Annotated in this window: 10 protein-coding genes; 2 read left to right on the plus strand and 8 right to left on the minus strand. The window is 61.8% G+C overall.

Going from position 1 to position 13,623, the window contains the following annotated elements; translation table 11 throughout:
- Positions 1–229: 229 nt before the first annotated feature.
- Both ASD52_RS25740 and ASD52_RS25745 read right to left on the minus strand, forming a co-directional pair.
- Positions 230–2,680 (minus strand): FAD-dependent oxidoreductase, encoded by a 2,451-nt coding sequence (locus ASD52_RS25740; RefSeq protein WP_057225814.1) that lies wholly within the window; start codon positions 2,678–2,680, stop codon positions 230–232.
- Positions 2,681–2,763: 83 nt separating this feature from the next.
- A complete protein-coding gene (locus ASD52_RS25745; RefSeq protein WP_057207335.1) occupies positions 2,764–3,546 on the minus strand; it encodes a DeoR/GlpR family DNA-binding transcription regulator in 783 nt (260 codons plus the stop codon).
- A gap of 213 nt (positions 3,547–3,759) precedes the next feature.
- Between ASD52_RS25745 and ASD52_RS25750 the strand changes: the two genes are divergently transcribed.
- Positions 3,760–4,809, plus strand: a complete 1,050-nt coding sequence (locus tag ASD52_RS25750) for a GlxA family transcriptional regulator (protein ID WP_057217089.1) — start codon at positions 3,760–3,762, stop codon at positions 4,807–4,809.
- A gap of 78 nt (positions 4,810–4,887) precedes the next feature.
- On the opposite strand, the gene ASD52_RS25755 is transcribed toward ASD52_RS25750, so the two are convergent.
- The 3 genes from ASD52_RS25755 to ASD52_RS25765 form a co-directional block, all read right to left on the minus strand.
- On the minus strand, positions 4,888–6,894 hold the full coding sequence (locus ASD52_RS25755; protein WP_057217087.1) for a putative 2-aminoethylphosphonate ABC transporter permease subunit: 2,007 nt from the start codon (positions 6,892–6,894) through the stop codon (positions 4,888–4,890).
- A 2-nt stretch (positions 6,895–6,896) separates the two neighbouring features.
- Positions 6,897–8,072, minus strand: a complete 1,176-nt coding sequence (locus tag ASD52_RS25760) for a putative 2-aminoethylphosphonate ABC transporter ATP-binding protein (RefSeq protein ID WP_057226316.1) — start codon at positions 8,070–8,072, stop codon at positions 6,897–6,899.
- Positions 8,073–8,240: 168 nt separating this feature from the next.
- Complete coding sequence (locus tag ASD52_RS25765; protein WP_225906241.1) at positions 8,241–9,242, minus strand: putative 2-aminoethylphosphonate ABC transporter substrate-binding protein; 1,002 nt, start codon at positions 9,240–9,242, stop codon at positions 8,241–8,243.
- 19 nt (positions 9,243–9,261) lie between these two features.
- Here ASD52_RS25765 and ASD52_RS25770 point away from each other — a divergent pair, with 19 nt between their 5' ends.
- Positions 9,262–9,597: a hypothetical protein gene (locus ASD52_RS25770; protein WP_057225816.1), complete on the plus strand. Its 336-nt coding sequence runs from the start codon at positions 9,262–9,264 to the stop codon at positions 9,595–9,597.
- Here the strand turns inward: ASD52_RS25770 and phnY are convergent, their stop codons facing one another.
- The 3 genes from phnY to ASD52_RS25785 are packed head-to-tail and all read right to left on the minus strand — an operon-like array spanning position 9,598 to position 13,555.
- Positions 9,598–11,052 carry a phosphonoacetaldehyde dehydrogenase gene (phnY, locus tag ASD52_RS25775; RefSeq protein ID WP_057220022.1) on the minus strand — a complete coding sequence of 485 codons (1,455 nt, stop codon included), beginning with the start codon at positions 11,050–11,052 and terminating at the stop codon, positions 9,598–9,600.
- A 10-nt stretch (positions 11,053–11,062) separates the two neighbouring features.
- Positions 11,063–12,331, minus strand: a complete 1,269-nt coding sequence (gene phnA, locus ASD52_RS25780) for a phosphonoacetate hydrolase (RefSeq protein ID WP_057226318.1) — start codon at positions 12,329–12,331, stop codon at positions 11,063–11,065.
- Positions 12,332–12,352: 21 nt separating this feature from the next.
- Entirely contained in the window at positions 12,353–13,555 is a 1,203-nt protein-coding gene (locus tag ASD52_RS25785) for a 2-aminoethylphosphonate--pyruvate transaminase (protein ID WP_057217082.1), read from the minus strand.
- Positions 13,556–13,623: the final 68 nt, after the last annotated feature.

Below are 13,623 nucleotides of genomic sequence, written 5' to 3' on the forward strand. Positions count from 1 at the left end.
GGAGCGGCCGCACAGTGTCTGGTTGCGACACACCCCTCAGGCTAAAGGTCGGCCGACGCAATGGGACACAATCTCAGCCCGGTGAGGTGCGTGGATTATCCAGACGCCGAGGCGGTGGCGGGTATAACCGTTCAAGTCGATACGCATTCCGGAGTGCAGCAGCACTGTGCACGGTTTTCAAACAAAATCGCTCGCGGATGATCGGGAAACCGCTCACCCGCGAATATCCTTACGCCTTGACGCGCAAACCCTTTGGATCATAGGCCGGGGACAGATGCGCGGTCACGGAGAACCGGTCACCAGCAAGCTCGACTTCGAATCTCCCGCCCTCCAGGAATTCCTTGTTGACGCCAGAGGAATGTTCGATCAGGCCAAGGGCGACGGAGCGGCCGAGCGTGTGGCCGTAGGCCGCCGAACGGACTTCGCCGACGGGCTTGCCATCGCGAAGAACCAGCTCACCGCCCCATAACATCGGCGACGGATCATCGACGGTGAACTGCACGATGCGCCGCGTGGGCACCCCCTTCTCCTTTGCGGCGATCAACGCGTCACGGCCGAGAAAGCCGTCCGGCTTGTCGAGCGAGAGCGCGAAAGCAAGGCCCGCCTCGTAAGGGTTGACATCCGGCGTCAGCTCGCGGCTCCAGGCGCGATAGCCCTTTTCCAACCGGAGCGCCTCGAGCGCATAGTAGCCGCAATCGCTCAACCCGAAATCACGCCCGACCTCGTGCAGCGCCTCATAGACGCCGACGGCGAACTCCGTCGGCACAATCAGTTCCCAGCCGAGTTCACCGACATAGGTCATGCGGTTGGCATAGGCCGTGGCATAGCCGATATCGATCTCCCGGATCGTCGCGAAGGGAAAGGCGGCATTGGAGAGATCGGCTGATGTCAACCGGGACAGGATATCCCGCGCGCGCGGACCCATGAGCGCCAGAACCGCGTAGGCAGAGGTGACGTCAGTCAGCGTCACATGCGCTTCGGCCGGCAGGTTCTTGCGGATCCAGTCGGCGTCGTGCACCGGCTGCGCCGAACCGGTGATGAGGAGGAAGCGGTCCGCCGCCAGCCGCAGCACGGTCAGGTCGCTTTCATAGCCGCCGCGCACATTAAGGAGCCCGGTATAGACGGAACGACCGATCGCAACGTCGATATCGGCGGCGCAGATGCGGTTGAGTGCTGCTGCAGCATCGCGCCCCTGGACAAGAAGCTTGGCGAAGGAGGTCTGGTCGAAGATGCCGGCCGCCTCGCGCGTTGCTTTCATCTCGCGCTTGACCGCCTCGTGCCAGTTCTGCCGGCCGAAGGCATAGTCCGTGACCGGCTTTTCGCCCTCGGCCGCAAACCAGTTGGCACGCTCCCAGCCCATTTTCGAGCCGAAGCAGGCGCCCTTTGCCGCAAGCCGATCATAGAGGGCTGAGCGGCGGAAAGGTCGCGCCGTGTCCAGCTCGCGATTGGGCCAGGGCATGGCATAGTGCAGCCCGAGCGTCTCCTTGACGCGGTCATGCAGCCAGCGCGGATTGTTGTTGAAGTTTGCAAAGCGACGGATGTCGACCGGCCAGAGGTCCATGGTCGGCGCGCCGTTGACGATCCATTCCGCCAGCGCACGCCCGGCGCCACCGGCGCTCGCAATGCCCATCGAGTTGAAGCCCGCGCCGACGTAGAAGTTCTTCAGTTCCGGCGCCTCGCCGAGCATGAAGTTGTTGTCGGGCGTGAAGCTTTCAGGACCGTTATAGAACTTCTTCACCTCTGATGTCGCCAGTTGCGGCACCCGTTGCAGGGCGCTTTGCATCAGGATTTCGAACTGGTCCCAGTCGTCAGGAAGCAAGGCGAATTCGAAATCATCCGGAATGCCCGCCATGCCCCACGGTTTTGCTTCCGGCTCGAAACCGCCCATGACCAGGCCACCCACCTCTTCCTTGAAGTAGATGTAGCCATCGGGGTCGCGCATGACCGGCAGATCCGGGTGAACGCCTTCAATCCTGCCGGTTACAATGTACATGTGTTCGGCCGAATGCAGCGGCACCGACACGCCGCACATCAGCCCGACCTTGCGCGCCCACTGGCCGGCGCAATTGACGACGATCTCGGCGGCGATCGTCCCTTGATCCGTTTCCACACCGGTAACCGCGCCATCGGCAGTGACAATGCCGGTGACGCGCACACGCTCGATGATGCGCGCGTCCCGATTGCGCGCGCCCTTCGCGAGCGACTGCGTCAGATCGGTCGGATTGGCCTTGCCGTCACCCGGCAGCCAGACGGCGCCCACCAGGTCGTCGATGGCCATCACCGGCCAGAGATCCTGGGCCTCTTTCGGCGAAATCACCTCGATGGCGACGCCCTGCGCGCGGGCTGACGCGGCCGTGCGCTTCAGCACCGTCATACGGTCGGCCGATCGAGCGACGGAAACGGAGCCGCAATTCTTCCAGCCGGTGGCGAGCCCGGTTTCAGCCTCCAGCTCGCTATAGAGCTGCGTCGAATATTTGATCAGGCTGGTCATGTTCGCATGGCTGCGCAGCTGGCCGACAAGGCCGGCTGCGTGCCAGGTGGTGCCGCCGCTCAATTGCCCTTGCTCCAAGAGCACGACGTCCGTCCAGCCGAGCTTGGTGAGGTGATAGGCGACCGAACAGCCGATAATGCCGCCGCCGATGATGACGACCTGTGCCTGCGTTGGAAAATTCTGAGCCATGAAACAGCCTCCCGAAGCCATGGAAGGCCACACCATAACAACGGAAGAGCAAATAACAAGACAATAAGTTACAAAATATTACATTACGTCGCGACAATCAGGCCTGGACCTCGGCGCTCCAGCGCTTCGCAGATCGCCTGCGGCGGTCGCGCATCGACGATTACCCCGGCTGCCAATTCGAAGCGCGGAATGCGCAGCGGCGTCAGCCGGCCGAACTTCGAGCTATCGAGAATGAAGTAGGCCTTCGCTGCCATCGCGATCATGCGCGAGCGCTGCTCGGCACCATTGCGGGTAAAGTCAGTCACCTCACCGTCCGGCGACAATCCGCCGCCGCCGAGGAAAGCCACATCCACCCGGAAATGGCTGATCGCCTCAAGTGCATCGATGCCGACAGCCGCCTCCTCTGCCGGATCGATCTCACCACCAAGCATATGCACCCGCACCAGCGGCTGGCGACACATCTGCAGCGCTATCGAAAGGGAAGTCGTACAAATCGTTAGGTTTTTTCGCTCTGACAGGGCATGGGCCACCGCAAGCGTCGTCGTGCCGGAATCGAGAAACACGACCATGCCGTCGCGCACGAGACCCGCTGCAGCCCTGCCAATCGATGCCTTCGCCGCAGCATTCTCACCACGCCTCTCCGTGAAGGCGGCCTCGGTCGGCTCGAACAGCGTCGCGCCGCCGTGAACGAGATCAAGTTGGCCTCGCTCCGCCAGGTGTTTCAAGTCACGACGGATCGTCTGGCGCGACACATCGAAAAAATCGGCAAGCTCGGTGATGCTGACCGTGCCATCGGCGGCTAGACGGCGGAGGATTTCGCCATGACGGCGGGGAGCAAGGGCACGAGCGCTTTGAGTATCTGACATGCGGATATCTGCGATCATTTTTGGTGTTTTGACAAGACGCGTCGCAAAACGCGTCACCGCAACCCAACTTCGCCTTCATTCTCCCGGTCTGAAGCGCATCAAACCACGGGCCCGCGCATAATCACGCATGAAAGATGTCTATTTATGTTGCATAATGTGACTCTTCTTTGCATCTTGATCTCAAGCACTCATTGACGCAAAGGGAGGCAGGCAGTGCAACAGGCATGCACACAAGGCCGTCGATTTACCTTCTACCTGCTCGACGGCTTCACGCAGCACGCATTCACCTCCGCGCTTGAAGCGCTTCGCCTCGCCAATGATGTCCTGGGCAGGCCTCACTATTGTTGGCGTACCGTGACACGCGACGGCCAGCCTGCGCTGTCAAGCTGCGGCATGCGCTTGATGGCCGACGCAGCGCTCACCTCTGAGCGGGACGGGCTGCAACAACCTGAGCGTCCCCACATGATCGTAGTCTGCGGCGGCCGCGCCATTCCCCCTGCCGACGGAAAGGCCGAAGGCTGGCTGCGGCTGTCCCGGCGGGGAAGCATTGCCATCGCTGGACTCGCAGGCGGCCTCTACAGCCTGGCACGGGCCGGCGTGCTCGATGGGCGTCGCTGCGCCGTGCATTGGGAGCACTTTCCGGACTTCTCCGAACGGTTCTTCACGACGAAAGCCCGCCAGACGGCCTTCGAGATCGACAGCGACCTCTATACCTGCGCCGGCGGCAATGCCCCGTTCGACATGTTCCTGCGCATTGTCGAAGATGATCTCGGACGGGACGTAGCAAATCGCGTTTGCGAGCTGGCTCTATCGGAACGGGTCCGCAGCGCCGGAGAGCGCCAGCGGCTGCCGCTTCAGACCCGCGTCGGCATCGATAACCGTCTGCTGATCGACATCATCGAGCAGATGGAGGCGAACCTCGCCGATCCATTGAAACTTGCCCACATAACTCCCACGACTGGATTGTCGCGCCGTCAGATAGAACGCCTGTTTCGGCGCGAGATGGGGCGCTCCCCCAAGCGCTACTATCTCCAGCTGCGGCTGGAGCGCGCGCACCTGCTTCTCGTCAATTCATCGCTTCCCGTCTTCGAGATCGCCGTGGCATGCGGATTTTCCTCGGCCTCGCATTTCTCCCGGACCTACAGGGAGACCTACGGCTGTACGCCGCAGCGCACGCGCCTGGCAGAACTGGCGCACCGCCGGCCTTCGCGATCGACCTCAGGAGAGCCTGGTCGTGTGCTGCCCGACATGAAGGTCGCCTAGGCGACCGGCGGGGCCTCAGCCCATTGCCAAGGGAGAAGCCCGGCAGCCGAACGCCACCCTGTCCCGACACCGTAAGGCCTACCGCCACGCCTGCGTGCGCGCGAGTAGCCCGCGTGTGACCCCCGCATGGATGAGCTTGGCGACGACATTGGTGTAGAAGATCATCATGCCCATGGCCGCAGCCGGCGCGATGTCGCCGGCATCATCCATGTTGAGCACGGCGACCGACGCAAGCTTGGTGTCGGTTGAATAGAGAAAGACCACGGCGGAAACCGTCGTCATGGCGTTGACGAAGAGATAGATGCCGATGTTGAGGATCGCCGGCAGGCAGACCGGCAAAGTGACCCGGAAGAACAGCCGGTGGAAGGGCTGCTTGAGCGACGCCCCGACGGATTCGAATTCCGGATCCATCTGCTTTAGCGCGGTCAGCGCCGTCAGGTGCGCCACAGTGTAGAAGTGCGTCACCGTGCAGACGACGAGGATCGTCATCGTGCCGTAAATGGAGCTGAGTGGATTGGCCGGGTTGTTGAAGAAGAAGATATAGGCCAGGCCCAGCACCATGCCCGGCACGGCCATCGGCATCATGGCGAGGAAATGAAAGACGCCCCTACCGAAGCGGAACCCGTCGGCCTTCTCGACCATGTAGGCGCCGGCAAAGACGATCACCGAGCCGAAGAATGCCGTCAGCAAGGCGAGCTTGATCGAATTGGCATAGGCCGCCCAACCGCCGCCATCCATCAGGTCGAAGGCGAAATTCTTCGTCGTCAACGTCAAGTCGTAGGGCCAGAACTTCACCAGTGCCGCGATCTGACACATGGCGATCATGCCGAGAATGTACAGGCTGACGAGGCACGAGAAGGCAAAGCAGAAGCCGTCCATGCGGACATTGCGCTTCGGCGCATAGGGCACCGCCCGCGCCGACAGCAGCGCCACCTGGCGCTTCTGCATCCTGCGGTCGACGGCAAAAGCGAGCACCGCCGGCACCAGAAGAATGACCGAGACGACAGCACCCATCTCGAAATTCTGCTGGCCGATCACCTGCTTGTAGATATCGACTGCCAGCATGCCGTATTGCCCGCCGATCACCTTGGGCAGTCCGAAATCGGTGATGACCAAAGTGAAGACGACGAAGGCGGCCGACACGAGGCCATAACGCGCGCCCGGCACCGTCACGGTGGTGAAAGTACGCCATTTGCTGGCCCTGAGCGATGCCGCGGCCTCGTAGTGGCGCGCATCGGCAACGGACAAGGCGGTCAGAATGATGAGGAAGGCATGCGGCAGCGTGAAGAACACCGAGCCGATGACGATGCCGATCGGACCGTAGATGGAATAGCCCAGCAGCCAGTCCTTGAAGACGCCCTGATTGCCGAAGAGATAGACCAGCGCAATGCCGGGCAAAAGCGACGGCACGAGGATCGGTATGGTGAGGATGCCCCGGAACAGCCCCTTGAGCGGCATGCAGCTGCGCGTCAACGCATAGGCGAGCGCAAACGCGATCGAAACCGTCACCACCGTGCTGATCGACGCCATCAGAACCGAGTTGTAGATCGAACGGGCGAGCGCCGGCGTCGAGAAATAGGTCTTGAAGTTTTCGACGCCGATGGTGCTGGCCGGGCGCAACACAACCCGGCGGAAGGTGGCGGAATCATATTCGCGCCACTCGGTGCCCTTCTCCAGCGTGGAGCCGGCGAGAAACGCCGTATCGTCCGTCATCCCACGAATGCGGTAATGGACGGGGCTGCGAAAATTGAACTGCGGGAAGAATTTCGTAGCGGCCAGGCGGCCGTCCGAATTTGTGGCCAGGTCCTTCTCGGTGGCAACGCCGAGTTCCCGGTTGAGCGCATCCGCAGTGACTGCCGTCGCCCAATTCTTCCCCGTCTCGTCGCTCACCTGAAATTCGAAGGCGCTCAGATCGAAGCGGTAGGTTGACATCGACTTCGACAGCATGACGAAAAGCGGCGCGCCCAGTGCGACGATCAGGTAGAGCCCGATGACGGCCATGAAGCCGAGTTTGACGAGGTCGTCGCGCGAGGCCTGCTGGCGCAGTCTTTTGCCCGGTGGGGCGTAGTCGATCGTTATGCTCATTGTCAGATGCCCCTCGGATAGAGCAATAGGCGTTCCCGCGGTATCTCGACCTGGATGACCCCGCCCGTTTCGATCCGCAGCCGGCGCACCGCATTGACCGAGAAATCGGCGACGAGGGGCCGATCTCCGAGCCGCGGCGCGGTCAGCCGCGTCCGCCAGAACATGCCGAGGAACTCCATCTCGTGCACTTCGGCATCGATCAGATTCTGCGGCGTCGCCGGCCGATCGAGCGAATGGACCGCGTGTGCGTCGGCGCCGTGCGGGATGATATCGACAGGGCGGACCACCGCCGTGGTCGGATCCCCGACGGCAAAGCCATCCGTTGGACAACAGAAGGCGGAATTCCCGATCTCGACCTGACCATCCGGCAGGACCTTTGCCTGGAACTGGTTGGTCTCGCCGATGAAGTCGGCAACGAACAGGGTCTTGGGATGACGATAGATTTCGGTCGGCGATCCGACCTGTTCGATGACGCCGTGGTTCATCACGACGATCCGGTCGGCCATGGCGAGCGCTTCTTCCTGATCGTGCGTCACCATGATGGTCGTGACACCGAGCTTCCTTTGCAGCGACTTGATCTCATGGCGCAGATGAACGCGCACCTTGGCGTCGAGGGCAGACAGCGGTTCGTCGAGCAGAAGCAGCCCAGGGGATATGGCGATGGCGCGGGCAAGAGCGATGCGCTGCTGCTGTCCGCCGGAAAGATGGGCGGGATATTTCTTAGCTTGCGCCGAAAGCCCAACCGTTTCAAGCAGTTCGGCAACACGTGCCGCGACGTCCGCCTTCGAGCGGCCGGTGTTTTCCAGGCCGAAGGCAATGTTCTGCTCGATGGTGAGGTTGGGAAAGAGCGCATAGGACTGGAAGACGATGCCGTAGTCGCGCTTCGACGCGGGCAGAACCGAAATGTCGCGGCCATCCTGCCGAATGACGCCGCGTGTCTGCAGATCGAGGCCGGCGATCGCCCGCAAAAGGGTCGTCTTGCCGCAGCCCGACGGGCCGAGGAAACAGACGAATTCACCCTTGCCGATATCGAGCGAGATGTCGCGCAGCGCCGTGAAATCGCCATAGCTCTTCCAGAGATCGCGGATTTCGAGACAGGGGGATGACGGTGTGGTCTCCTGGTCAGAGGCGCGGGGAATGCTCGTGGGTGTCGGTTCAATCGACATGGCATGTCTCATCTGCAAGCTCCGCTGGCTGTCAGGGATTTCTGCAGCGCCGCGCGTCATAAGGGACGCACTAAGGTCACTGTAGCACTTTGAATTGCTGCATGTTTTCATCCTTAAATCGAATGCGACCCAAGGAGAGAATGCGACAGGCGGAGCGCGCATGCGCTCCGCCTGGGCCGATCAGCTCTTCGGTTCCGACTTTGCGTCGTAGCGCTTCTGCCATTCCTTCAGAATGGAGGCGCGATTGTTCGCGGCCCACTCGAAGTCGTTGTCGATCATCTTTGAAGCGATGTCGGTGGGCAGATGCTCGACCGGCTTGGCGACACCCGGATAGGCGACCACGGCATAGCCGGCATTGTACATTTCGTTGGCTTCCTTGGTGACCGACCAGTCGACGAGGGTCTTGGCGGCTTCAAGGTTTGCCGTGCCGGCAATGATCGCCGTCGCCTCGGCTTCCCAGCCCGAGCCCTCGCTCGGGAAGATGATGTCGATCGGCGCGCCGGCGCTCTTGGCCTTGGCGCCGGGGAACTCGAAGGAAACGCCGATGACAGCCTCGCCAGCACCGGCCATCTTGCAGGGCTTCGAGCCGGAATGCGTGTAGGCCGAGATATTCTCATGAAGCTTGTCCATGAAGGACCAGGCCTTCTCCTCACCCCACATCTGCATCCAGCCGGAGACGTCGAGGAAGCCGGTGCCCGACGAGCTCGGGTTCGGCATGACGATGTGGCCCTTGTACTCAGGCTTCGTCAGGTCATCCCAGCTTGCAGGGGCCTTCAGCCCGAGCTTTGCGCCCTCGACCGTGTTGTAGCAGAGGGCCGCAACATAGGCGTCCATTCCCACCCAGCTCGGCGGTGTGTCACCGTCGACGAACTTCTTGTCGAGCGCCTCGACGCCCTTGGGCTGATACGCCTCCAGCATGCCCTCAGTCTTCAGGAGAAGCAGCGATGTGGCAGCAAGTCCCCAGACGACGTCCGCCTGCGGGTTGTCCTTTTCGGCGAGCAGTTTTGCCGTCATGACGCCGGTTGAATCCCGGACCCAGTTGATTGTGATATCGGGATGCGCCTTCTCGAAGGTTGCCTTGTAGCGATCAAGGTCGACAGCTTCGACAGCGGTGTAAACGGTGAGCTCGGTCTGGGCGGAAGCAATGACGGGAAGAGCCACGGACATGGCGCCGGCAAGCATAAAAAACACGTGTCTGTTCATGCTGAAAATCTCCTCTGGAGGCCTGGAAAAATCCGGGAAGCATGGCGGGCAATCTGTCGCTGCCCTTGTCTTGCACGCTTCAGGAGCCATTCTGCGTGGGTGCATTCAATTAGTAAAATTTATTATTCTTATCATTAGCAAAGTAAAATCTATAGGTCTTCTGCCGTCTCACTGGCATCTGCTGCCGATTGATGAAGAAGCGAACGCCTGCATCAGCGAGCGGCAGATGCAGACAATGCGGCTCGCAACAGGCCCCAAGAAAAAGGGAGCTGTCGGTCGACAACTCCCAGAAATGGTGGTCAGGCAGGGGACACCCGGATCACCAGGGCCCTGATCACCAGGGCAGGGAAAACGTCTTGACGTTGGTGAAGCTCTTCATCGCTTCGATCACACCTTCTTTGTAGCCATTGCCGGAATCCTTGATGCCGCCGAAAGGAGACATCTCGATGCGATAACCGGGCACTTCCCAGATGTTCACCGTACCGACCCTGAGACCGGCGATGTATTTCTGCATGCGGCGGAAGTCGTTGGTGCAGACGCCCGACGACAGGCCGAAGGCGGTCGAGTTGGACAGCGCAATCAGGGCATCGTCATCATCGGGTGCCCGCACGATCGGGATGATCGGCGCGAAGGTTTCCTCCATCACGAGTTCGCTCGAATGCGGCACGCGATCGACCACGATCGGCGGCAGCAGGGCGCCGCGGCGGCCGGGATCGTAGAGGATCTCCGCTCCCTCTTCGGCAGCCTTGTGCACGCGACGCTCGAAGGTTTCGGCGGCTCGGGCATGGACGACCGTGCCCAGTTCCGTTGCCCGATCCATCGGGTCACCGAAGCGCAGCTTCTTGGCCCGTTCCAGAACGAGCGGCACGAAGCGGTCGGCCACGCTTTCCTGGCACAGAATACGTTTGACGGCCGTGCAGCGCTGGCCCGAGTTCTTCGTCGCGCCGGCGACCGCCAGGTCCGCCGCCTTTGCCAGGTCGTCATCCGACAGATCATTGAGGATGATCAGCGGGTCGTTGCCGCCGAGTTCGAGGATCTGGCGCTTGTAGTGGGCGTTCGCCGCGATCAGCTTTCCGACTGGCACGCTGCCGGTAAAGGTGATGAGGTCGAAGTTTGGGTTGGTCATCATTTCCATCCCGATATCCGCCGGCCAGCCGGTCACCACCGACAGCATTTCCGGCGGCAATCCGGCCTCATAGAGAATGTCGGCGAAAATGAGCGCCGTCATCGGCGTCAGCTCCGTCGGCTTCAGCACCACGCAGTTGTTGGTGGCAATGGCCGGCGCAACCTTGTGCGCCACCATGTTGAGCGGGTGGTTGAAGGGGGTGATCGCCGAGATGGCGGTCAGCGGCTCGCGCATCGTGAAGATCTTGCGCGCCTTGCCGTGCGGGGTGAGATCGCAGGAGAAGATCTCGCCGTCATCGCGAATGCACATCTGACCCGACAGCGTCAAAACGTCGAAGGCGCGGCCGACCTCGTAGAGCGAGTCCTGCTTCGATATGCCGAGCTCCAGCGTAATGACATCGGAGATCTCCTCCTTGCGGGCGACCAGCATTTCGGCCGCCTTTAGCAAGATGCGCTGGCGCTCGTAGCGTGTCAGCTTCGGCTGGTAGGCCGCCGCGATCTCGAAGGCCCTGCGAGCATGTTCGGCGTTGCCGGCTGGAACGGTGCCGATGACGGCATCGTTCCAGGGATAATGCACCTCGATCAGCCCTTCGGCATCGACGTGTCTGCCGGCGATACGCATCGGCTCATGGCGAATGGCGAATGTCGTTTCCACCTTGGTCATCGTCCGCTCCCTAGTTTGCCGGCTGCGCCGCCGCGACGAGCGCATAGTAGAAGGCGTCGAAGTTGCGCAGCGTGGCCGCGGAAACAAGTTCGGGCAACTTGCGGTTCGAGATGAAGGGCACCTCCTGCTCGGTGAGGCCGCCATGCGAGCGTAGCGGTTCGTTCAGCGCAGCAAGATCGTGGCGATGCTCGCTGGTGCCAAGCGTCTTGTTCTCCGACGAGATGATGACGATATCGCCGATGCGGTCATCCGGCAGTTCGAAACGAATGCAGGCTTCGGGCCGCGAAAGCACGAGGTCGATGCCGTCGATCGCTGCCAGCCGCTCGATGATCTCTTCCTTGTCGGCGCGTTCCGGCAGGTAGGCGGTCGCAAACGAACCAAGCGCACCATGGTGCACGACGTAGGGATCCGTGATCGGCAGGATGACGCGGGCAGCGTCCTTTCCGAGCCACTCGTCGAGTACGTCCTGCACGTAGATGACATCGGGAGAACCATCGGCCTTGTGCTTCGGCTTCATGCCGTGATCGGCCGTCACGATGATCGCCGCACCAAGCGCGTCGAGTTGGGTCAGGTACTTGTCGAACATCTCGTAGAAGGCGTTCGCCGCCGGGACGCCCGGCGCATATTTGTGCTGCACGTAGTCCGTGGTCGTCAGGTACATGACGTCCGGAGCGAATTCCTGCAGCAGTTTCACACCGGCTGCAAAGACGAATTCCGAAAGTTCCGCCGAATAGACCTCCGGCACCGGGCGCCCAAGCCAGGCCGAGGCATTATCGATGCCGTGTTCCGCCTTGGTCGACGTGTCGGACTTTTCGGACGAGAAGCAGACCGCCCTGCCCTCGTCGAACTTGAGGCCGTGACCGAGAAGCGCACGGAGCTTGTCCTTGGCGGTGACGACCGCGACCTTCGCGCCGGCATCGTAGAAGGCCTTGAAGATGGTCGGCGCGCGCAGGAAGCGGGGATCGTTCATCATCACTTCGTTGCCGGTCTGCGGTTCGTAGAGGTAGTTGCCGCAGATGCCGTGAATGGCCGGCGGACGGCCGGTCGCAATGGAGAGGTTGTTGGGGTTGGTGAAGCTCGGGATGACGCTGAGCGCGGTGCGCTCCGTGCCCGTCTGGCGCATGCGGGCAAGTGTCGGCATCAACCCGGCGTTGATGGCCTCGTCGAGATAGGCCGGCTCGCAGCCATCGAGGCAGATGGCGATGGCTGGGACGTTTGGCCAGGGATAGCTGCGCCGGTTCGCGGTGACGGCGACGTTGATCTTGGACATCTGGTTCATCGGGAAAATCCTATCGTTCATTCAGGCGGCGAGACGGCTGCGTTCGGCAAGGGCGATCGCCGGAGGCGCAGCATTGGCGACCCCCATTTCGGTGAGGGATGCGCGCGCGGCCTCGACCACGCGGCGCATCACATGTTCATCCATGCGGCCGATGCAGCCGACGCGGAAGCTGTCGACGACCGTCAGCTTGCCGGGATAGATGATGAACCCCTTCTCCTTCATCAGGTCGTAGAAGCGATCAAAGGCGAAAGCCGGATCGGCAGGGCTGAAGAAGGTAACGATGATCGGCGACAGCCACCGGTCGGCAAGCAGGGTCTCGAAGCCTGCCTCGCGCATGCCGGCGACCATGACGTCGCGGTTGCGGGCATAACGCGCGCCGCGGGCGGAGACTCCGCCTTCCTCGCGATGCAGCCGAAGGGCCTCCAGGAATGCAGCGACGACATGCGTCGGCGGCGTGTAGCGCCACTGACCGGTCTTGTTCATGTAGTCCCATTGCGCGTGCACGTCGAGGCTGAGCGAGTGGCTGCGGCCCTTGGCGGCCTCCAGTTCGCTTTTGCGGGCGATGACGAAGCCGAAGCCAGGCACGCCTTCGATGCATTTGTTGGCTGAGGAAACGATCGCCTCGTAGCGGAAGTCGGCAACGCCGGCCGGTACGGCACCGAAGGCGCTCATCGAGTCGACCAGCAGCTTGCGGCCTCTGGCATAGACGACCTCGGAGATTTCCTTCAGCGGATTGAGGATGCCGGAGCTGGTTTCGCAGTGGACGACGACCACGTGGGTAATGGCCGGATCCGCGTCGAGCGCAGCGGCAACCTCGGGTCCGCGTGGCGGCATGTAATCGCCCTTGTCGATCGTCACGTGGTCGCGGCCGAGATAGGCGAGCGTCTGGGCGATGCGCTTGCCATAGGCGCCGTTCATCAGCACCAGCACCTTGCCGTCGCGGGGAACGAAGCTGCCCAGCATCGCCTCGACCGAGAACGAACCGCTGCCCTGCATCGGAACGCAATCGAACTCGCCCTTGGCATCGCCGGCAATATCGAGAAGCTGGCGACGCAGATCGGCAGTCATCGCACGGAAATCACCGTCCCATGATCCCCAGTCCCTAAGCATAGCCTCCTTGACTTCATAGGCCGTCGTCAGCGGACCGGGCGTCAGCAGATAGGGCTCGCCCAGTCTCGGCGTTTCCAGCGGTGCGATGGTTCTGTCAGAAGCGGTGTTTGGCATTGTCCGTCCTCACGTTGGCGTCTCCGGAACCGACAATGCGGTGGACGGATATATATGTAAAATCGTTC

This window comes from Ensifer sp. Root142, from assembly GCF_001426785.1.
Classification (GTDB): Bacteria; Pseudomonadota; Alphaproteobacteria; order Rhizobiales; family Rhizobiaceae; genus Ensifer; species Ensifer canadensis.